The organism is Chitinibacter sp. FCG-7 (assembly GCF_040047665.1).
Lineage (GTDB): Bacteria > Pseudomonadota > Gammaproteobacteria > Burkholderiales > Chitinibacteraceae > Chitinibacter > Chitinibacter mangrovi.
Window position 1 is genome coordinate 2,108,733 of record NZ_CP157355.1, and the last position, 19,415, is coordinate 2,128,147.

General features: G+C 53.9%; 22 protein-coding genes. 12 read left to right on the forward strand and 10 right to left on the reverse strand.

Annotated elements, in window-relative coordinates; genetic code table 11:
* Positions 1-3 precede the first annotated feature (3 nt).
* A complete protein-coding gene (locus ABHF33_RS10025) occupies positions 4-735 on the forward strand; it encodes a 16S rRNA (uracil(1498)-N(3))-methyltransferase (RefSeq protein WP_348943833.1) in 732 nt (243 codons plus the stop codon).
* A gap of 80 nt (positions 736-815) precedes the next feature.
* Complete coding sequence (msbA, locus tag ABHF33_RS10030; RefSeq protein WP_348943834.1) at positions 816-2,558, forward strand: lipid A export permease/ATP-binding protein MsbA; 1,743 nt, start codon at positions 816-818, stop codon at positions 2,556-2,558.
* 256 nt (positions 2,559-2,814) lie between these two features.
* Here msbA and ABHF33_RS10035 read toward each other — a convergent pair whose 3' ends face one another.
* Positions 2,815-3,582, reverse strand: coding sequence for a glycosyltransferase family 2 protein (locus ABHF33_RS10035; RefSeq protein ID WP_348943835.1), 768 nt, complete (start codon positions 3,580-3,582; stop codon positions 2,815-2,817).
* 75 nt (positions 3,583-3,657) lie between these two features.
* Between ABHF33_RS10035 and ABHF33_RS10040 the strand changes: the two genes are divergently transcribed.
* The 10 genes from ABHF33_RS10040 (at position 3,658) to ABHF33_RS10085 (ending at position 12,501) form a co-directional block, all read left to right on the forward strand.
* The gene (locus ABHF33_RS10040; RefSeq protein WP_348943836.1) at positions 3,658-4,521 is read left to right on the forward strand and encodes a hypothetical protein; all 864 of its coding nucleotides are present in this window, start codon (positions 3,658-3,660) and stop codon (positions 4,519-4,521) included.
* Positions 4,522-5,787 (forward strand): O-antigen ligase family protein, encoded by a 1,266-nt coding sequence (locus ABHF33_RS10045; RefSeq protein WP_348943837.1) that lies wholly within the window; start codon positions 4,522-4,524, stop codon positions 5,785-5,787.
* Complete coding sequence (locus tag ABHF33_RS10050) at positions 5,788-6,747, forward strand: glycosyltransferase (RefSeq protein WP_348943838.1); 960 nt, start codon at positions 5,788-5,790, stop codon at positions 6,745-6,747.
* Positions 6,748-6,780: 33 nt separating this feature from the next.
* The gene (metX, locus tag ABHF33_RS10055) at positions 6,781-7,914 is read left to right on the forward strand and encodes a homoserine O-succinyltransferase MetX (protein WP_348943839.1); all 1,134 of its coding nucleotides are present in this window, start codon (positions 6,781-6,783) and stop codon (positions 7,912-7,914) included.
* Positions 7,914-8,534, forward strand: coding sequence for a methionine biosynthesis protein MetW (gene metW / locus ABHF33_RS10060; protein WP_348943840.1), 621 nt, complete (start codon positions 7,914-7,916; stop codon positions 8,532-8,534). Before metX ends, metW begins: the two co-directional genes overlap by 1 nt.
* A 159-nt stretch (positions 8,535-8,693) precedes the next feature.
* Complete coding sequence (locus ABHF33_RS10065; RefSeq protein WP_348943841.1) at positions 8,694-9,653, forward strand: Gfo/Idh/MocA family protein; 960 nt, start codon at positions 8,694-8,696, stop codon at positions 9,651-9,653.
* A gap of 34 nt (positions 9,654-9,687) precedes the next feature.
* Positions 9,688-10,041, forward strand: a complete 354-nt coding sequence (locus tag ABHF33_RS10070) for a DUF2185 domain-containing protein (RefSeq protein WP_348943842.1) — start codon at positions 9,688-9,690, stop codon at positions 10,039-10,041.
* A 16-nt stretch (positions 10,042-10,057) separates the two neighbouring features.
* The gene (locus tag ABHF33_RS10075) at positions 10,058-10,621 is read left to right on the forward strand and encodes a hypothetical protein (RefSeq protein WP_348943843.1); all 564 of its coding nucleotides are present in this window, start codon (positions 10,058-10,060) and stop codon (positions 10,619-10,621) included.
* 28 nt (positions 10,622-10,649) lie between these two features.
* Positions 10,650-11,792, forward strand: coding sequence for a M14 family metallopeptidase (locus ABHF33_RS10080; protein WP_348943844.1), 1,143 nt, complete (start codon positions 10,650-10,652; stop codon positions 11,790-11,792).
* 184 nt (positions 11,793-11,976) lie between these two features.
* Positions 11,977-12,501, forward strand: a complete 525-nt coding sequence (locus ABHF33_RS10085; RefSeq protein WP_348943845.1) for a hemerythrin domain-containing protein — start codon at positions 11,977-11,979, stop codon at positions 12,499-12,501.
* On the opposite strand, the gene ABHF33_RS10090 is transcribed toward ABHF33_RS10085, so the two are convergent.
* The 9 genes from ABHF33_RS10090 to purE form a co-directional block, all read right to left on the reverse strand.
* Positions 12,498-12,896 (reverse strand): protease inhibitor I42 family protein, encoded by a 399-nt coding sequence (locus ABHF33_RS10090; RefSeq protein WP_348943846.1) that lies wholly within the window; start codon positions 12,894-12,896, stop codon positions 12,498-12,500. The genes ABHF33_RS10085 and ABHF33_RS10090 overlap by 4 nt on opposite strands.
* 223 nt (positions 12,897-13,119) lie before the next feature.
* Entirely contained in the window at positions 13,120-13,857 is a 738-nt protein-coding gene (locus tag ABHF33_RS10095; RefSeq protein ID WP_348943847.1) for a dienelactone hydrolase family protein, read from the reverse strand.
* Between the two features lie 34 nt (positions 13,858-13,891).
* Positions 13,892-14,713, reverse strand: a complete 822-nt coding sequence (locus tag ABHF33_RS10100; RefSeq protein ID WP_348943848.1) for a hypothetical protein — start codon at positions 14,711-14,713, stop codon at positions 13,892-13,894.
* 70 nt (positions 14,714-14,783) lie between these two features.
* Positions 14,784-15,662: a phosphoribosylaminoimidazolesuccinocarboxamide synthase gene (locus ABHF33_RS10105; RefSeq protein ID WP_348943849.1), complete on the reverse strand. Its 879-nt coding sequence runs from the start codon at positions 15,660-15,662 to the stop codon at positions 14,784-14,786.
* 105 nt (positions 15,663-15,767) lie between these two features.
* Complete coding sequence (locus tag ABHF33_RS10110) at positions 15,768-16,268, reverse strand: GNAT family N-acetyltransferase (protein WP_348943850.1); 501 nt, start codon at positions 16,266-16,268, stop codon at positions 15,768-15,770.
* A 126-nt stretch (positions 16,269-16,394) separates the two neighbouring features.
* The gene (locus ABHF33_RS10115; RefSeq protein WP_348943851.1) at positions 16,395-17,081 is read right to left on the reverse strand and encodes a DNA alkylation repair protein; all 687 of its coding nucleotides are present in this window, start codon (positions 17,079-17,081) and stop codon (positions 16,395-16,397) included.
* The gene (locus ABHF33_RS10120; RefSeq protein ID WP_348943852.1) at positions 17,082-18,227 is read right to left on the reverse strand and encodes a 5-(carboxyamino)imidazole ribonucleotide synthase; all 1,146 of its coding nucleotides are present in this window, start codon (positions 18,225-18,227) and stop codon (positions 17,082-17,084) included.
* Positions 18,211-18,483, reverse strand: a complete 273-nt coding sequence (locus ABHF33_RS10125) for a hypothetical protein (protein ID WP_348943853.1) — start codon at positions 18,481-18,483, stop codon at positions 18,211-18,213. Before ABHF33_RS10125 ends, ABHF33_RS10120 begins: the two co-directional genes overlap by 17 nt.
* On the reverse strand, positions 18,480-18,968 hold the full coding sequence (gene purE, locus ABHF33_RS10130) for a 5-(carboxyamino)imidazole ribonucleotide mutase (protein WP_348943854.1): 489 nt from the start codon (positions 18,966-18,968) through the stop codon (positions 18,480-18,482). Before purE ends, ABHF33_RS10125 begins: the two co-directional genes overlap by 4 nt.
* Between the last annotated feature and the right edge of the window lie 447 nt (positions 18,969-19,415).

Genomic DNA, 19,415 nt, shown 5'->3' on the forward strand with positions numbered 1-19,415 from the left:
CCGATGGCTTTACCCCGTTTTTATGTCGATACTCCGCTAGCATTGGCACAAGAGTTTGATTTACCCGAAGCCGTTGCGCGGCATGTGCAGGTGCTGCGGATGCAGCCCGACGAGAGGGTGACGCTGTTTAACGGTCTGGGTGGCGAATATCAGGGCATCATCACCGCGATGGGCAAGAAAAGTGTGACAGTGCAGGTGCAATCATTTGACCCAGTCGATCGCGAATCGCCTTTGCAGCTCACATTGGTGCAGGCCGTATCGGCGTCGGACCGGATGGATTACACGGTGCAAAAAGCCGCCGAACTCGGTGTGAGTGTTTTTCAGCCGGTGATTTCGCAATATTGCCAGCAGCGTTACAGCGGCGAGCGCGCCGAAAAACGCATCGCACATTGGCAAGGTATCGCTGCCAGCGCCGCCGAGCAATGCGGTCGCACGCGCTTGATGGCCATTCGTCCCATCATCACTTTTGCGCAATTTCTGGCGGCTAAGGACGAGAGTGAACTCAAACTGTTGATGTGTCCCACCGGGGCCATCCATCATTCGGCTTTGCCGGAAAAGGTGGAATCGGTCACCGTATTGGTGGGGCCAGAAGGGGGGTATTCGACTGAAGAAGACAATCAGGCTATCTCACAGGGCTATACCTCGCTGATTCTTGGGCCGCGGATTTTCCGCACCGAAACCGTTGCTCCGGTGATCGCCGGCCTGTTGCAGCTGCGCTATGGTGATTTTGCCTAGACGTCAAAAGTGCCGCTGACGGCCTGCGCTTTCGTTCAGCTGAAGCGGGTATAATCGGCCGCATGAATACAGATCCTTCCATGAATACCCGCGTCCTTTATCGCCGTCTGCTGACACATTTTCGCCCCTATCTGTGGGTGATTATCGCAACCATCATCTGTATGGCGCTGGCCTCGGCGGCTGAGGCTCTGCTCACGCTGCTGCTCAAACCCCTGGTCGACAATAATCTGAGCAGTGCCGATAGCCTGGTGAAACAGGCGGCGTGGATTGTGCCAGCGCAATTATTTGGTCTGGCCGTGCTGCGTTTTATCGGTAATTTCGGCAATGATTACGGCAATGCCTGGCTGGCTTCGCGTGTGATGCGCGATTTTCGCGAAAAAATCTACGGCAAATTGATGCGCCTGCCGACGCGCTATTTTGACCAGTCGTCCACCGGCGTGTTGCTCTCGCGGGTGACTTACGATGTCACGCAGGTGATGGAGGCGGGAACGTCAACGCTCACCGGCTTGGTGCGCGATGGCGTCGCCGTGATCGGTTTTCTGGCGGTGATGTTTTATTCGAGCTGGCGTTTAACGCTGTTCTGTCTGGTGTTGCTGCCGGTGGTGGCGCTGAGTATACGCGTGGTGGCCAAGCGCCAGCGCCGACTGGCGCGCGAAACGCAGGACAAAATGGGCGAAATGAATTCGCGGCTGGATGAATCGCTGTCCGGGCAGCGCATTGTCAAGGTGTTTGGCGGGCAGAATGCCGAGGTGCGCCGTTTTGCCGACGTGAATAATCGCGTGATGAGTCTGGGCATCAAGCAGGGCCTGATGGTGGCGATCAACTCGGGCACCATCGTGCTGCTGATCGGCATGACCGTGTCGGTGGTGCTATATTTTGCCAGCCTGCAGGCGCAAGCCGGGCAGCTGAGCGCCGGTTCCTTCCTGTCGTTTATCGCCGCCATGGTGGCGATCCAGGGGCCGGTGCGCAATCTGACCAAAATCAACGAGCGGCTGCATCGCGGTTTGGCGGCTGCCGAGTCGATTTTTGCCTTGCTCGATGAGCACGAAGAGCCTGATCACGGCCAGCATCGTGTCCAGCGGGTTCGCGGCGAGATTGAGCTTAATGCGCTGAAGTTCAGCTATCAGCCCGATCATAAACCGGCGCTGGATGGTGTGTCGTTGCACATTTCGCCGGGGCAAACCATTGCGCTGGTTGGGCAGTCGGGCAGCGGTAAAACCACGCTGGCCAATCTGCTACCGCGTTTTTACGACGCCAGTGAAGGGCAGATTACGCTCGATGGTGTACCGCTGGCCGATTATCAACTGGGCAATTTGCGCTCGCATATTGCACTGGTTGCGCAGGACATGGTGCTGTTCAATGACACGGTGACGGCAAATATTGCCTACGGCAGCGCAGAGGTCGATATGGATCGCGTACGCGCCGCTGCACAAGCGGCACACGCGAGCGAGTTTATCGACAAAATGCCGAATGGTTTTGACGAGCTGCTGGGCGAAAATGGCGGGCGGCTATCCGGTGGCCAGCGCCAGCGTCTGGCGATTGCACGGGCGATTTACAAAGATGCCCCGGTGTTGATTCTGGACGAAGCCACCAGCGCGCTTGATACCGAATCGGAGCGCAAAGTGCAGGAAGCGCTGGAGTTTCTAATGCAAGGCCGCACGACCTTGGTGATTGCGCATCGACTCTCAACGATTGAAAAAGCCGATCTAATCGTGGTGATGCAAAGCGGCCGGATTGTCGAGCAGGGCACGCACGCAGCGCTGCTGGCCAAGCAGGGTATGTATGCACAAATGCATGCAGTGCAATTCAGTATTGAATCCTGAGGCATGTGCAGATTCTGTGTTGATATGGCCGGATATTGTGATTTGACGATGAAAAGCGGTATTCGTAGGGTGGGTTAGGCGGTTTTATGCCGTAACCCACCGGGACGCGGTATTAATAAGAGTAGCGTGATGGTGGGTTACGGCCGAAAACCCTTTGTAGTTTTAGGCAAGATTGTGGCGGCCTAACCCCCCCTACGCATGATCCATACCAAATCTGAATATGCCCGAATCCTGATGGGTATATGTCTGTAGCGCTTTATTGCTCTTTGCTGTGGGCAGATACCCTGCCTAGTTGCTCTAGCTTTACAAAGCGGTAGAAAGTGGTTTCGGCATTCATCAGCGCAATCAGAAAGCCAGCCCGGCCATCCAGAAAGCCGCGCTTGAGCAGGTAGGTGCGCCAAAAAGCCCATAGTCCGCGCAGGATGGCCATGCCCAAACTGGCCTGCTTACCCTTGGCAAAACGCTGCGCCGCGCCCGCGCTGGAATAGCTGTTGATTTTGTTCAGCACGGTTTCAAAATCGTCATACGAGTAATGCAATAGCTTGCCCGTCAGCGGCTGCGCCGCTGCGCTGTGGACGAGGCGTTCGTGTACCAGATCATCCGAATAATGCGCCGCGCCGCGTTTGAATAGCCGCGCCACCCAGTCATTATTCCAGCCGCTGTGCGCAACCCATTGCCCGCAAAAAGCCGAGCGGCGTTCCAGCCGATAGACATCCGCTTGCGGCTCGGCGATGGCGTGACGAATCGCTTGTGCCAGCTCTGGGCTGACAATTTCATCGGTATCGAGCGCCAGCACCCAGTCGGTGTCCAGTAGGGCGATCGCCCGGTTTTTCTGGATGCCAAAGCCTGGCCAGTCGCTGGTTTGCTCAAAGCGAACGCCCGCCGCACGGGCGAGGCTTTCCGTCTCATCGCTACTGCCCGAATCGAGCACAACAATCTGGTCTGCCCAGCTGACGGCAGCGAGGCACGAAGCCAGATGCGCGGCCGCATTTTTGCTGATAATCGCAACGCCCAGTGTCGGCATGGAAATCTCTAAGGATGGAATCGGGCTGATATAATCGCGTTTTGAGCTTACTCATGCAAGCAATTCGGAGTCTGGATGAAAGTCAGTGGTTTTACATTTCTGCGTAATGGCACGATGCTGGGCTACCCGTATATCGAGAGTTTAAAAAGCTTGCTGATGGTCTGCGATGAAGTCGTTGTGGCCGTCGGGCAGAGTGAAGACGACACGCTGGCGCAGGTGCGGGCGATTAATGATCCGCGCATCCGCATCATCGAAACGGTCTGGAACGAAGGCATGGCGCAGCGCGGCTATGTTTACGCGCAGCAAAAGATGATTGCGCAGTTCAATTGCACCGGCGATTGGGCGTTTTATCTGGAAGGCGACGAGGCGATCCACGAAGACGACGCGCCCAAAATCCGCGCCGTGCTGGAAAAACACCTGAACAACCCCGAAGTCGAAGCCATTGCCTTTGATTACCACCATTTTTACGGCTGCCCCGATCTGGTGGCCAAAAGCCCGGCCTGGTATCGGCAAGCGCCAAGGATTATCCGCAATACCATCCGCTCCTGGGCGCCCGATGGCCTGTTCTGGGTGGTGATGGATAAAAACAAAAAGGGCCGCTATCCGCGCGCCGCTTTGGCGGGCTGCCCGATCTATCATTACGGCCATGTGCGCTCGGCTGCCAAAATGCAGGAAAAAAACCGTCAGGTCGCCAAATACTGGAGCCACGCGCCCAAAGCGCACGATTACTCGCAAATCGACGCCGCCATCCTGCAGCGATTTGAAGGAACCCACCCGCAGATTGCCCAGCAGTGGTTGCGCGAGATGGCCGAGCCTGCTTTTCAGCCCGATCCGCATTACACACTTTCCAAACGTGAACGCAGGCATCGGCTCTTAATGAAAATCGAAGCATTGGCTGGTTACGATCTCACCAAGAAACATTTCATATTGGTGCGATAAATGCAGATTAAGCCTTCTAGCTGGAACATCGGGTTGATTCATTGTCTGATGTTCCTGTTCCCTGCCGTGCTGGTCACGGTGCCAAAATCCTACGGTGTGATTGCCGCGAGCCTGATTTTGCTTGCCTTGATCAAGGGCCGTTGCCGCCTTTCAGGGCTGAGTAAACAGGATATTTTATTCATTGCGCTGATACTGATTTACCCCGCTTATTTATTGCTGGATCTGCTGTTTCACCGCGGTGAATGGGGTGGGGTTGATTACGCCTTGCGCGCATTGATTTGCGTGATTTTGCTGCTGTTTTGGCGAGAGCAGACTATCAAGCCGCGATATATGATGGCCGGGATGGTGGTAGGGGCAGTTTGGGGGCTGGGGCTGGCTTTATATCAGCTGCAGTATTGCGTGTCTGACGTTCTATTTTTAGCTGGGCAGGCTAATCAGGCTTTTTATTGTGGTGATGATCAGGGGCGGCCCGGGGGAATGACCAACCCGATCCCGTTTGCACAAATCATGGCCGTTTATGCGATGGTGCTGCTGATCTGGCGCAATCAATTGCCGCGATTCTGCTGGGTATTGGGCGTAGTGTGTGCCGGATTAACGCTGTTTTTATCCGGTACCCGTGGTGCCATGCTGGGGTTTATGGTGGTGGCGTTTGCCTTGCCCCTATTTATGGTGCGCTGGAATGTGAAAAAGTTGATTGCAGCTCTGGCCTTCTTGCTACTGGGGATGTTTGGGGTGGCCAGCTCGGGCTGGATGCAGCAAACAATCCGCATTACCGAATTCAAGGCCGACATGAGCCGCTATGAGCAGGGAGATGCCAATACATCGTCAGGGATCAGGCTGATGCTATGGCAACAAGCCTGGCAGGCTTTTCAGGAAAAGCCACTGCTAGGGTTGGGCAGCGGCCGCTTTTCTGCTTACCTAGCGGAGCGGGTCGAGCAAAAGCAGGCTCCTGCCTATCTGGCTCAGTTTGGGCATGCCCATAATCAATATCTGGAAACACTTGCCAATAATGGGGCGCTGGGGCTGGCGGCTTTGCTGCTGTCAATGCTCGGTAGCGCCTATCTGTTTATGCGGCGAGCCATTGAGCGGCAGGGGGCGGCTAGGGCAGCTGCATGTTCGGGCGGTGCGATGGTCGGCATGATGCTGGTTTTCAATCTGACCCAACCCATGTACGCCCACCATATTACGGCTGTGTTTTACTTTCTGATGCTGGCTGTGTTCTGGCACCTGTCCGGGCAGCAGGACACGAGCGATTCGGTGGCGTAAATGCGTTCTTCATCCGTATTGCGTATTGTCCTTGTCGTTGATCAGCCTGTGCCGGTTGCCAAATATGGTGGCACCGAGCGGATGGTGGTCTGGATGGCACAGCTACTGTTACGCCTAGGCCATCAGCTGATCCTCGTTGCGCCATCAAGTTCGGCGCTGCCTGGTGTTACGCACTGGCCAGCCAATACGCAGGCTCAGGCGCGCCAGATTTTATTGCAGCACCAGGGGCAATATGACCTGGTTCATCTGCATGGCTGGTACGGCGCAGGCGAAGGTTTGCCCGCTGTGGCCACTTTACATGGCAATATGCAATTGAATGAGTCATTTCCATTGCCCAACTGGGTGTGCATCAGTGCCGATCATGCTCGCCGTCATGGGCGGCGCACTTTTGTGCATAATGGTTTGCCGGTGGATGAATACCCGTTTAATGCCATCGCGCAACGTCAGGCCTTGTTTTTCTCCAAGGTCAAACGCAAAAGCAAAGGGATTGCCCGTACATTGAAAATGGCGCGGCAATCAGGTTGGCAGCTTGATGTTGCTGGTGGGCGTCGGCTCGATTTAATCAAGGCCGGGGGCTTGCTCGATAGCCTGTCACCGAAAATCCATTTTCATGGCGAAGTGGGTGGTGTGCGAAAGCTGGCTTTGCTGCAGCAGGCCGCGTTTATGGTTTTTCCAATTGAATGGGATGAGCCTTTTGGCCTCGCAGTTGTAGAATCAATGCTCTGCGGCACACCGGTGCTGGCCAGCCCGCGTGGTTCCATGCCCGAGCTGATTGTGAATGGTGTTTCAGGTCAGCTGTGCCAGAGCGATGCCGATTTTGCCCAGGCAGCCGAAAATGTCCCGCACCTGGATCGGGTGCGGTGTCGGCAGTTTGCGGCCGATACCTTTCCGATAGAGCGCTGTGTTGCGCGCTATCTTGAGCTTTATCATCGTGTATTGCAGGGCGAAGTATTAAGTTAAATCCCTATAAACAAGCTTTGCCAAGGGCCAAGTATGTCTAATGACAGTGTCGGAATTGTAATTCCGCAAAAAATCGAATTTAACGAGCCCATCACGCTTTCCTCCGGCGCAGTGTTGCCGCGCTACGAGCTGATGGTGGAAACCTATGGCGAACTTAACGCCGATAAATCCAACGCCATCCTGATCTGCCATGCCTTATCGGGCCACCATCACATCGCCGGCAAGCATGCCGAGAGCGATAAAGCCGCGGGCTGGTGGGACAATATGGTGGGTCCTGGCAAGCCGATTGATACCAACAAATTCTTCGTCATTGGCCTCAATAATCTGGGTGGCTGTCATGGCTCGACGGGGCCGTCGAGCACCAATCCGGAAACCGGCGCGCCGTATGGCTCGGCTTTCCCGGTGGTGCTGGTGCGCGATTGGGTCGAAACTCAGGCGCGCTTGGCCGATCGCTTGGGGATTAAACAGTTCGCCGCGATTATTGGCGGCAGCCTGGGGGGCATGCAGGCTTTGCGCTGGTCGATCACGTATCCCGAGCGAGTTCGACATGCTTTGGTGATTGCGTCGGCGCCAAAACTGACTGCGCAGAATATCGCATTTAACGACGTCGCGCGTCAGGCGATTATTACCGACCCCGAATTTCACGGTGGCGATTTTTACCAACATGGCGTCGTGCCACGTCGCGGCCTGCGTTTAGCGCGGATGTTGGGGCATATTACTTATTTATCCGACGACGGCATGGGCGAGAAGTTTGGCCGCATGCTGCGCAGCGGCGAGTATAAATACGGCTATGAAGTCGAGTTCGAAATCGAATCCTACCTGCGCTATCAGGGCGATAAGTTTTCGACGATGTTCGACGCCAATACTTATTTGCTGATGACCAAGGCGCTCGATTATTTTGACCCGGCTCGTCATTACGGCGGTAGTTTGGCCGAGGCGATGCGTCAGGCGCAGGCGAAATTCCTCGTCGTTTCGTTTACCTCCGATTGGCGCTTCGCGCCGTCGCGTTCGCGCGAGATTGTCAAAGCCTTGCTTGATGCCGATCGCACCGTGTCGTACGCCGAAATCGAATCGCAACACGGCCACGATGCTTTCCTGATGGAAGACGCGCCGTATATGGCGGTGATGCGGGCTTATCTGAATAATGTGGCGAAGGAGATCGCGTAATGGCTAATCACAACACTCTCCGCCCCGATTTGAAACACGCGCTTCGCGCCGACTTAAAACAAATTTCGGACCAGATCAAACCCGGCTCGCGCGTGCTCGATCTGGGCTGCGCCGACGGCGAATTGCTTGCGTGGCTGCAAGCCAATAAAGCCGTGCGCGGTATCGGCGTCGATGTTGATGTCATGTCGATTGTGAGCTGCGTCGAAAAAGGCCTGAATGTGATTCAGGCTGATATGGAAAGCGGCTTGCAAAGCTTTGAAGATGGCAGTTTTGATTATGTCGTGCTCTCGCTCACCATTCAGGCCATGCACAATATCGAGCTGATCCTGCAGGAAATGCTGCGCGTCGGCAAAGTCGGCATTGTCACTTTCCCGAACTTTGGCTTCTGGGAAAACCGCTGGCAAATCCTGATTGGCCGCATGCCGGTGTCCGAGACGATTCCATACGAGTGGTACAACACGCCGAATATTCACTTCTGCACCGTACATGATTTTGATCGTTTGCTCGGCAAGATGGGCATGAAAGTGGATAAACAGGTCGTGCTGCATCAGGGCGAAACGGTGGATTTTTTGCCGAATCTGTTTGGTAGCCTAGCGCTGGTGCAGTTTAGTCAGGCGTAGGGTGGCTTAGGCCGCCACAAGGTTTTTATTAAACGCAAAATGTGTCGGCCGCGTACCCACTGGATCGCCATGCTCACAAGTAATGGCAATACCTAGTTGGTGTATTGCTCTGTAGTTAATACGATGTCTGTTTTGCAGGGATATACCCAGAGGTTAAACATGATTCGTTTTGGCATCATCGGTACTGGCAGCATCGCCCAACGCTTCTTTGCAGGCCTCGCCCACGTCCCCGATGCCTCGGTGGTGGCGGTGTATAGCCGTGGCGGTGCCAAGGCGCGGCAGTTTGCAGCGGTGCACCATATTCCCACCGTCTTTGACGAAATCGACGATCTGCTCGCCAGCGACATTGATGCCGTCTATATCGCCACCCCGCATCCCAGCCACGCAGCACTCAGCATCGCTGCGCTCAAAGCGGGCAAAGCGGTGCTGTGTGAAAAGCCCGCCGCGACTACCTTGGCCGATTTTGACGCCGTGACCGCTGTTGCACGCGAAACCGGGCGGCTGTATATGGAGGCGATGAAGCCGCCGTTTTTCCCGCTCTATCAGCTGATACGCGAGCGCATCGGGATAGGTGCAATCGGTGATGTACGCTTCGTGCGCGCTGGCTTCGCAAATCCTAATGTGCCTGAAGGCCACGCCGTACTTGATCCGGCACAAGCGGGTGGCGGGCTGCTCGATATTGGCATTTACTCATCGTTTCTCGCCGTTGATTGGCTGGGCGCTGCCGGAGAAATTCAAACCTTGGGGCGAATCGGTGTGAGCGGCGTTGATACTTTTGCGAGCCTGAATGTTCAGCACGAGCGCGGCATTAGTCAGCTCTACTGCGGGCTTGACATTGCTGGTAGTGGCGAGGCCTTGATCGGCGGTAGCGCGGGTTATGTGATCATCCACGATAAATGGTGGAATCCGGCCAAAGCCACGCTGGTCAATGCGGTGGGCGAGCGCGAAGAATTGGCGATTGCGCCAATCGGTTCGGGGCTCAATTACGAAACCGCGCATTTCTGCGAGCTGCTGCGCGCTGGTGAGCTGGAAAGCCCGATCATGAGCCACGTCAAAACCCGCGCCGCCTTGGCGATGACTTTACATACACGAGATACATTGCTGGGTATTGCTCCTTAGGGCAATACCTGATTAATTTAGCGAGATATACCCTATGAAAGAATTTCTGCTCGACGAGCGCATTATCAAAAAAGTCGCCCTTGGGCACGGCAGCTGCATCGCCAGCGATGAAATCACCATCGAAGGCTATCCGGTCGGCCTGATGTACCGCGAAAAACCACAAAAAGACGGCGACAGCGGCTGGCGCTTTTTTTCGGGTACTGAAGATCAAAAATACTTAAACAACCCGAAAAATCACAGCGAATTTGATGTGAATGTGATTGCAAATTACGACAGCCACATCATTCCGCTACTCGCTTCGCCGGTGGGTAGCGTGTTCGAGCGCTTTGTCAAAAGTGAGGATGATGATGAATTCAAGCCTGTTACCGATTGGTCTCCGTTAAGTTAATTCTGAATGGATAATTATGTACAAAAAGCATGTAATTGATTTTTTTAAAATTCAGGATGATCTTTTAATTTTATTTAGCCTTGCCTCTGCAAAGGAAAAATTAGTTGTTGCTGTCAATAATTCAAAATATCATGATGGAAATATCAATCAGCTTAGTATGGATTACAGATTTTGGCTTGAAGATAAGGTTTCACGACTTTTAATTGATATTGCAACCCACACTCGGATAGCTCAGGACATCATTTATGATTGTGATGAAGCTATGTCAGGTCAGAACTCTAGTTTTAAAAGGTCTACGCTTTCAATTTCTTCGTGTGAATTAAGGCCAGCTAGTCTAGTCGGAATTAATCCAGAGCATAAGGATCCTATTCGAGAAATATGCAATAAAATCATTCATGCATTGAGTTTTGAGTTGGAGTATGTGGATTTTTGGAGTGGAAAAATATCTCTGAGAGGAATTCAACGTGGTAGTGCTTGGCAAGTTGAAGTGGATGTAAATGAGTTGTGCTTAAGACTGAGAAAATACATCGAATTATTGCATCAACAGTTTGTATATACGATGCAATTTTATGAAGTTTGAACGAATAATTTAAGCAAATGGAGTGTACGTGATTCTAATTACTAGTCATTTCGATTCTGGCTCAATCGACGTCATCGACGCGACTGACTCCGCCAATATCCGGCTGAAACTGCGCCCCGATAACGCGTCCGACTTTGCGCAGTGGTTTCACTTTCGTTTGAGCGGTGCGCGCGATGTGGATTGCACGCTGAAGATCGAAAACGCAGGGCAAAGCGCTTATCCCGATGGCTGGCCTGATTATCAGGCGGTGGCTTCGTATGATCGCGAAAACTGGTTCCGTGTCGAGACTGAATACGATGGCCAGACGCTGACGATCAAACACACGCCGCATACCGATGTGATGTGGTTTGCCTATTTCGAGCCGTATAGCTGGGAGCGCCATCAGACGCTGATTGGTAACGCGATCACTGCTGCGCCGTGGGTCAAGCTCGAACAATTGGGCGTGACGCCGGACGGGCATGATTTCGATCTGCTGCGCATCGGCGTGCAAAAAGGCTATTACGGCATTAATAAAAAGAAAGTCTGGATCACGGCGCGTCAGCATCCGGGCGAGAGCATGGCCGAGTGGTTTGTTGAAGGTCTGCTGGAAACGCTACTCGATCCGCAAAACGCCATCGCGCGGGCGCTGCTGGAAAAATGCGTGTTTTACGTCGTGCCGAATATGAACCCCGATGGCAGCGTGCGCGGTAATTTGCGTACCAATGCGCTGGGTGCAAACTTAAACCGTGAATGGCAAACGCCAAGTATGGAGCGCAGCCCTGAGGTGTATTGGGTGCGCGAGAAAATGCAGCAGGTTGGCGTGGATGCTTTCTTTGATATTCATGGCGACGAGAGTATTCCGCATAATTTCGTTGCCGGTTGCGAGAGCAATGAATCATTCTCGTGCCGTCAGCATGATTTGCAGGAAGCATTCAAAAAGGCGTGGCTGCTCGCCAGTCCCGATTTCCAGGTTGAACATGGCTATGAGGTCGGCAAATTCGGCCCCGAAACGCTGACTTTGGGCACTAACTGGGTTGGCAATGAATTCGATTGCTTGGCCTACACGGTGGAAATGCCGTTCAAAGACACCGCCAATCGGCCGCTGCCCGAGGTGGGCTGGAATGGTGAGCGTTCAACGCAGCTGGGTAGTAGTTTGCTCACTGCGCTGTATGCGATTGTTGAGCAGATCTGATCAGCTGCCCTGTGTAATTTGCGCACGCTGTGCGGCCATTGCGTCACACAGCGGAGGCGTAAATTCCTGTTACTTGCCAGAAGTCAAAGCGCTTGCCTTTGGTAACACAAAAACGCAGTAATACGCTTGGCAAAGCCAACCTGAAAGCGTAATTTGAAAGGCCGTCTTGCCCTGGAGCTTCGCCATGCTGAACCCTTTCGCTACGGAAACGGTGACATTTGAAACGCCGATTGCCATGCTGATCGCCTGTCATGATCGAGTGCGGCAATACGCGGCTTTGACTGAAACGCTGGTGAGCCATGTGGCGAAACATGGTGCCGATGCGGCGGCGATTGCAGGCGCGCAGTCGATTTTGCGCTATTTCGATGTGGCCGCGCCTTTGCACCATCAGGATGAAGACGAAGACCTGTTTCCGGCCATGCTGCCGCTGGCATCGCCCGAGCTGGCGCAGGTGATTACCGAGATTATGGCCGAGCACGACGAGCTGGGGGCATTGTGGCAGCAGGTGCGCGCCGCGCTGCTGGAGCTGGTGGCGGGCAATGATAATGAGCTGAGCGCCGAGCTGGCAGCGCAATTTGCCAGCCGCTACCCCGCGCACGCTGCGCGCGAAGAAGACGAAATTTATCCCTATGCCAAAGCCTTGCTGGATGCCGAACAGCTGCAACAACTGGGCCGCAAGATGGCGGCGCGGCGCGGGCAGAAAATTTAGCCTTGCCCTGACACCACCAGCCGGAATTCCCGAATATCCAGCGGCTCGATCTCGGGCCCTTGCCAGGGCTTGCGGTAAATAAAGCGCAAAGTCACGTCGCCCTCCTGCCGGGCAATAAATCGCCAGGTGCTGTCGCCTATCGGCTGGCGCTGGTTTTTATGGCGTGGAATAAAGCGCCAGTCTTGCGTCATATGCAGCGTGGTCAGTGCGCTGTCCGAGCTTTCCATAAACCACAAATAGCCGCTGCCGGGATCGGTAGGCAGCTTTACTGTGATGGTTTCTTTGGGTTTTAGCCAGATGATCTGCCGATGATCGAGCTGGGTTAGCACCTTGTCTGCCCAGCCATTCGGGCTTAGCCCCATGGCTGCGATGCAGCAGCATAAATAGCGGCGCATATTCACCCCCGTGTTTTCGCATAGCTAAAGCTTACGGGCAAGGGGGTTGCAATTCAGTGATGAACTACCATCGTGGCAGGGTGAAAATTGCCTATATAGGGTATTTGGTTGTGGAGTACATCTATGTTGGTCTGTAGAGCTATACCCTGCTATTTGCTTGAGCTGGTGGCATTATTGCCCCCGTTATACTGCTCAGCGTTGCATAACGGGGGGGCGCAGGCACTTACTTCAAATTGCGGCGGAATAGATCAAATGCGAGCTGGTAGCCCAGCAGTGCCAGTTGCGGATCATAGCGGTCGCCTTCATCACGCATAAACGCATGCGGGCCGTTAAATTCGTGCCAGGTGAAGGTTTTGTCTGCCGCCACCAGCTGCTGATACACCTGCGCGCGGCCTGCGGCTGGAATATGCGGGTCCTGCTTGCCCCAGATCATCAGCAGCTCGCCATTGATGTCGGCCAGGCGTTCCATGCTGTGCTGGCCCGGTAAATTAGGGATCACATTGGTGTGCAAATCGGTCGCGTAAAAACACGCGGTGGCTTTGATTTCCGGCTGCAGCGCGGCGCGGAAGGCCAGATGGCCGCCAATGCAGAAACCCATCGCGCCAAAATCGCCGTTGTGCCAGCTTTGCTGTTTCGCCCACGCAATCATCGCCGCGTTATCGGTGTCGTAGCCTTCGACCGATTTGGCCATTTTGTCGGCATTGCCTTTATCGCGGCCAGCATCGTCATACGCCAATACCGTGCCGATGGGGTTCAGCTCATGGAACACTTCTGGCACCAGCACGTTATAGCCGTGGCCAGCGATGATTTTCGCCGCGCGCTCAATCGGGCCGGTTTGCTGGAAAATCTCGGAATAAAACAGAATCGTCGGGTATTGGCCGTCAACGGCAGGGCGGTGCACATAAGTGCGCATCACGCCGGTGGTGGTGTTCAGATCGGTGATTTCGCTTTTGAGCATCATGATGGTGCACTCTTTTAAATATGTGGATTGATTATTAATAGTCGAATTCTGCAATTTTTATTGTGTTAGGAGGTTTTTTTGAATGTGTTATTTGTATAATTTTCAATATGGTTTCTTTAAGCTTTTCTCTGTCGAGATCTGCGACAATCATGGCTCGTAAGAAGTAATAATACAAAGGCTCTTTGCCTGTGAATGTATAGCAATAACCCTGATTGTTTTCATTGAAAGCTATTAATTCAAAAGATGTTCCCGTGTTCTTAAGTGGGGAGTACTTATCTCGAAAACGAATTCCAGATGCTCTTCCTTCTTCAATTTTGCTTGTAGTGTTGGTGTCTGATATCTCAATGCAGCAATTGTACATTTCTTTAGCGCGTAAGGTGTTTAATAATAATTCAGCTATCTCTACAGCCTTTATTGTCTCATCTATTGACGGTATCTCATAATCGTGCTCAATATTATTTCTTAGTGATCTAACTTCTTTTATAAGTAAAGAAGGAGAAAAGCCAAGAGCGCAAAAAATGCGGAGACTAGTAGGGTTAATGTTTTTATCCCATTCAGGAAGTACATCGTTACAGAACTCTAAAGCATGAGCGGGTATATTTCGTGGATCAATTGATAAGCTCTTGAGAGCAATCTCAATAATGGAATCAATGCTTCGTTTTGCATTGCTTAATGCATTTATGAGCCCTCTTGCCGATCCTTCTTTGAGGTCACTGTGGGCAAATCTTAAATAGTCTTCTGGCATCAATGGAAGGCGGTGCGTAAAGTTAATGTTGTCACTAGCACCAATTGACAGGCTGGAGGTATTTAGCTTTCTTATTTCAAATATTTCTTCAATACTTGCTACGTCTTTCATCTGCATAGGTTTAGGGAGTGTAAGAGTTGAAATGAAAAATAAGCCGATGTGAGTAACATCGGCTTATTTTTTACTTCGTCAATTTTTCTAATGCTTCGCGGTATTTCGCTGCGGTTTTCTCTGCCACTTCAGCAGGCAATGCGGGTGCTGGCGGCGTTTTATCCCAGCCGGTTGTTTCCAGCCAGTCGCGTACGAATTGTTTATCGTAGCTTGGCGGGTTGGTGCCGGGCTGGTATTGATCAGCGGGCCAGAAGCGGCTGCTGTCTGGTGTCAATGCTTCGTCCATCAAGCACAACACGCCGTTTTCATCGAGGCCAAATTCAAATTTGGTGTCGCCAATGATAATGCCGCGCGTGGCCGCGTATTCGCTGGCGGTTTTGTAGAGCAGGATCGCGGTGTCGCGTACTTTGGCGGCCAGCTCTGCGCCGAGGATTTCTTCGCACTGCGCGTAGCTGATGTTTTCGTCATGATCACCCACGGCGGCTTTGGTCGATGGCGTGAAGATCGGTTCTGGTAGCTTGTCAGCTTCTTGCAAGCCGGTTGGTAACTGGATACCACACACGGTATTACTCTGTTTGTATTCTTTCCAGCCGCTACCAGCGATATACCCCCGTACAATGGCTTCAACCGGAACGGGCTTCAGGCGTTTGCACACCACGGCGCGACCCTGTACTTGCGGCAGATCTTCGGCTGAGACCACGTCTTCGGGTTGATCGCCGGTGAAGTGGCTAGGCACCACGTCTTTCAGTTTGTCGAACCAGAAATTCGAGATTGCAGTGAGGATTTTGCCTTTTTCTGGAATTGGCTCGGCCAGAATCACGTCGAAGGCCGAGAGGCGGTCGGTGGCGATCATCAGCATGCGGGTTTCGTCGATCTGGTACAGATCGCGCACTTTGCCCGAGTAGATTTTTTTCAGGCTGGTCAGATTGGTGGTGGTCAGGCCGGTCATAGTTGCTCCAAAAACGTGGGCGCGGCCCACTACGGACATTTAAGGCGGTATTTTGCCTGAATGTGGCGCAGCCTGCATGCACTTACGTCGGCTTAGCCGAGCGGATTAGGTTGGCGTCGGGAGTGATTTGGTCAGGCGGAATACTTTCAGCGGCTCGCTGCGGTGGTCGATCCGGGTTTCCCAGCCTTCGTTCTGAAAGCCCAGCGTGGTGTAAAAATCGTAAGCGCCCTGATTATTGGCAAAGCAGATGGTGGCCATTTCTTTGGCACGATAGCGTTCCTGCGCGATGGTGGTCAGTGCGGTGACCAGATAGCGGGCCACGCCCATGCGGCGCGCGCGCGGGTTGACGATTAAATGGCCGATCCAGGCCCGGCCTTGCGGTTTGGGGTTGTACAGGCTGGCGTAGCCCAGAATGCGTTCGCTATCGCAGACCACAAAGCCTTCTTCGTGGTTGGCCAGATGCTCCAGCAGTTTGAGCGGCTCGGCTGGCCATTGGGCGCGCGGGAACAGGTAGCGTAGTTCGGTGGGCGTTTGCGGCCAGCCGACGACGCTGCTCAGATCGTCCAGTGTGGCGCGTCGCAAGTGGTAGCGGGTTTGTACAGCCATGGTGGTTGGCAGGGGCCGAAGCGGTAAAACTAAATCTTAACCGAATGTCTGTCAGCGAAGTGAAATAATCCGCTTTGTCCGGCCTGCCGCCTAGCGGGTGTGCCATTTATGACGACAGCGTTGCCGTCATTGGGCTTGGCAGTGTTTGAGCGCTTCGCGCTGCGACAGGGGCGAGAGCTGCGCGCGGTGTAGTGCGACAAAATCGGCAACGGCTGCTGGTGCTGTGCGGGCGTATTGGCGAAGCGCCCAGCCGATGGCTTTGCGGATGAAAAAATCGGCGTCGGCAGCATTGGCAAGGCAGGCGTTAAAGAGCCGCGCCTGATCGGTGTCGGCCTTCCAGCCTAGCTGGTACAGAATCGCCGTGCGGCGTAGCCATAGATTGTCGTGGCGAACCAGCTCGTCCATTTTCGCCAGCAGCGCAGGTTCGCGCTTGACCAGCGGGCCGACGATTTTGGCGGCCAGTGTATCGACGCTATCCCACCAGCTGTGCTGGATGATCAGTGCTTCAATCTGTGGCCAATCGGTGGCGCTCAATAGGCGATGGCAGCGATGCAGCAGATCCAGCGCGCAGTAATGATATTCGCGCTCGTTCTGGCTGTAGAGCAGGGCGGCCAGCGCCAGAAGCTGTGCGGATTTGAGTTCTTTTTTGGCGGCCAGCTCGATATGAGCCACCATTTTACGGCGATTGGGGGTAGGTATGCCGATTAAAGCAAAGTGGTGCTTCATGTACGCAGCCATACCCATGGCGCGTATTGGGTCTGCAGCGCTACTAAGCTGGGTTTGATAATCAGCCAAGTAGCGCGCGAGGTCCATTTACAGTGTTTCTTTAATCGCGTTGGCTTGCTCCAGCGCGTCTTGCGCGGTGTCGGCCAGCACATTGTAGTGGCCCATTTTGCGCCCCGGACGCGCCTGCTTTTTGCCGTACAGGTGCAATTTGGTATTCGGTGCGGTCATTAGCACTTCCCAGCGTGGCTCGCTGCCATCCTCGCCCCACACATCGCCGAGCAGATTGACCATTACCGCTGGTTTGAGCAGATCAGGCTTGCCCGGATACAGGCCACACATGGCGCGCACTTGCTGCTCGAACTGGCTGGTCAGCGTGGCGTCCAGCGTGTAGTGGCCGGAATTATGCGGGCGCGGCGCCATTTCATTGATCACCAGCGCGTCGTCTTCGAGCACAAAAAACTCCACCGCCATCACGCCGATGTAATCGAGTTTTTCCGCCAGCTGCATCGCCATTGCGCGTGCGCGTTCGGTCACCTCCGCTGAAATGCGGGCTGGCACAATCGACACATCCAGAATGCCATTCACGTGCTCGTTCTCGGCCACGGGAAAGCTCACCACTTCGCCCGCACGCGTGCGCGTGACAATCACCGAGACTTCGGATACCAGCGGCATCATTTTTTCCAGCACACAGGGCTGGTGCTTCATTTCGGCGTGCGCAAAGCGCGCTTCTTCAGCGGTTTTCACGCGAACCTGGCCTTTGCCGTCGTAGCCCAGCCGCGCGGTTTTCAAAATGCCGGGCAGGTAGGCGGCCAAATCGCCATCCAGATCGCCTGCTGTTTTCACTGCGACAAACGGCGCGACATCCAGGCCAGCATCGCGGATAAAGGTTTTCTCGGCAATGCGGTCTTGCGCAATCGCCACACAATCGCCCGACGGTGAAACCGGAATGCCTTGCGCGGCCAGCCAGCGCATCGAGTCAGCGTTAACGTTTTCAAATTCGGTGGTAATGGCCGCACAGTGCTCGGCCATATATTGCAAGGCTTCCGGGTCGGTGAATGATTTGCACAAATGCACATCGGCAAAATCAGCCGCGGGTGCGTGATTGTCCGGGTCGAGTACGGTCACGCCATAGCCCATGTTTTTGGCTGCGGCTGCGAACATGCGGCCAAGCTGGCCACCGCCCAGAATGCCCAACATCGCGGGTGGCAAGATGGGTTTAGTGTTGCTCATCATCGTCTTCCTTAAATTGCAGTCTTGCTTTAAATGCCTGATGCCGTGCAAAGCCCCATTGCCCAAAGCCGTATACCCCGCCAGCCATTGCTGCCATTGGGTTTGCAGCCAATACCCCTTCAAGTAAAGGGTAGGTGCCGCTGTAGTGCCACAGGGCGGCCAGCAGCAGTGAGCAGGTGAGCCCCCAAAATAAACAGCCCTTGACCAGTATGTAATACCAGCAAGGGCGGAGGGTGTCGGCAGCGGTGCTTGGCGTCATTCTACTTCAGGCAAATCCATCGCGAGCACGGTTTGTTTTTGTGTCTCGCGGAAATCGTTCAATTGTTGCGCCAGAGCCGGGTTGCTACCCGCCAGCATCGCCACGGCAAAAAGGCCAGCGTTGGCTGCGCCCGCTTCACCAATCGCAAAAGTGGCGACCGGAATGCCTTTGGGCATTTGCACAATCGACAGCAGCGAATCTTCGCCACGCAGATATTTGGATGGCACCGGTACGCCCAGTACGGGTACGGTCGTTTTCGCGGCCAACATGCCCGGCAAATGCGCTGCACCGCCTGCACCGGCAATAATGCAGGTCAGGCCACGCGCCGCCGCTTCTTCGGCATATTGAAACAGCAAATCCGGGGTGCGGTGAGCCGAGACGACTTTGCATTCAAACTCGACGCCAAAAGCTTTGAGCTGCTTGGCTGCGTGTTGCATCACATCCCAATCGCTGTTGCTACCCATTACTACGCCGACTTGAATCATCGCCGTCAACTCCAAACGCAAAAGCGGTCAATTTTACCGAAAAAACAAGCAAGTCCGATAGGGTTTTGGATAAAAGGTGTCGATATTGCCGTGCATTTTTGTGTATTAGTATTGACTAATGTTCTTATGTGCTGCATTATCGCGGCATGCACAGAGATAGGCCGCTCACGCGGCGGTGCTGTAGTGTTTTGTCTCCATCCTATGTCTTATTGAGCGCCGCAATCGATTGATTGTGGCGTTTTTTTTGGCTCGCAGAGAATTGTATTCTCCGATGCCCGTTCCACATCCCGCAAAAGTACAGCTAGGCTAAAGAAGCCGCTACAGTGAGGGACGCAACGCCACTCAATTTTTTAACTTCTGAGGACAGGATTAATGGTCTTCAGGAGTGTTGCGAGAATCAAATATTACTTGAATTCCTATTCCTTATTATTAGACTGACGCAGCTAT

Excerpts from the sequence above, each read along its gene's own strand:
- ABHF33_RS10025 (WP_348943833.1), top strand. The coding sequence starts at position 4 with ATGGCTTTACCCCGTTTTTATGTCGATACTCCGCTAGCATTGGCACAA.
- msbA (WP_348943834.1), top strand. The coding sequence starts at position 816 with ATGAATACCCGCGTCCTTTATCGCCGTCTGCTGACACATTTTCGCCCC.
- ABHF33_RS10035 (WP_348943835.1), bottom strand. The coding sequence starts at position 3,582 with ATGCCGACACTGGGCGTTGCGATTATCAGCAAAAATGCGGCCGCGCAT.
- ABHF33_RS10040 (WP_348943836.1), top strand. The coding sequence starts at position 3,658 with ATGAAAGTCAGTGGTTTTACATTTCTGCGTAATGGCACGATGCTGGGC.
- ABHF33_RS10045 (WP_348943837.1), top strand. The coding sequence starts at position 4,522 with ATGCAGATTAAGCCTTCTAGCTGGAACATCGGGTTGATTCATTGTCTG.
- ABHF33_RS10050 (WP_348943838.1), top strand. The coding sequence starts at position 5,788 with ATGCGTTCTTCATCCGTATTGCGTATTGTCCTTGTCGTTGATCAGCCT.
- metX (WP_348943839.1), top strand. The coding sequence starts at position 6,781 with ATGTCTAATGACAGTGTCGGAATTGTAATTCCGCAAAAAATCGAATTT.
- metW (WP_348943840.1), top strand. The coding sequence starts at position 7,914 with ATGGCTAATCACAACACTCTCCGCCCCGATTTGAAACACGCGCTTCGC.
- ABHF33_RS10065 (WP_348943841.1), top strand. The coding sequence starts at position 8,694 with ATGATTCGTTTTGGCATCATCGGTACTGGCAGCATCGCCCAACGCTTC.
- ABHF33_RS10070 (WP_348943842.1), top strand. The coding sequence starts at position 9,688 with ATGAAAGAATTTCTGCTCGACGAGCGCATTATCAAAAAAGTCGCCCTT.
- ABHF33_RS10075 (WP_348943843.1), top strand. The coding sequence starts at position 10,058 with ATGTACAAAAAGCATGTAATTGATTTTTTTAAAATTCAGGATGATCTT.
- ABHF33_RS10085 (WP_348943845.1), top strand. The coding sequence starts at position 11,977 with ATGCTGAACCCTTTCGCTACGGAAACGGTGACATTTGAAACGCCGATT.
- ABHF33_RS10090 (WP_348943846.1), bottom strand. The coding sequence starts at position 12,896 with ATGCGCCGCTATTTATGCTGCTGCATCGCAGCCATGGGGCTAAGCCCG.
- ABHF33_RS10095 (WP_348943847.1), bottom strand. The coding sequence starts at position 13,857 with ATGATGCTCAAAAGCGAAATCACCGATCTGAACACCACCACCGGCGTG.
- ABHF33_RS10100 (WP_348943848.1), bottom strand. The coding sequence starts at position 14,713 with ATGAAAGACGTAGCAAGTATTGAAGAAATATTTGAAATAAGAAAGCTA.
- ABHF33_RS10105 (WP_348943849.1), bottom strand. The coding sequence starts at position 15,662 with ATGACCGGCCTGACCACCACCAATCTGACCAGCCTGAAAAAAATCTAC.
- ABHF33_RS10110 (WP_348943850.1), bottom strand. The coding sequence starts at position 16,268 with ATGGCTGTACAAACCCGCTACCACTTGCGACGCGCCACACTGGACGAT.
- ABHF33_RS10115 (WP_348943851.1), bottom strand. The coding sequence starts at position 17,081 with ATGGACCTCGCGCGCTACTTGGCTGATTATCAAACCCAGCTTAGTAGC.
- ABHF33_RS10120 (WP_348943852.1), bottom strand. The coding sequence starts at position 18,227 with ATGATGAGCAACACTAAACCCATCTTGCCACCCGCGATGTTGGGCATT.
- ABHF33_RS10125 (WP_348943853.1), bottom strand. The coding sequence starts at position 18,483 with ATGACGCCAAGCACCGCTGCCGACACCCTCCGCCCTTGCTGGTATTAC.
- purE (WP_348943854.1), bottom strand. The coding sequence starts at position 18,968 with ATGATTCAAGTCGGCGTAGTAATGGGTAGCAACAGCGATTGGGATGTG.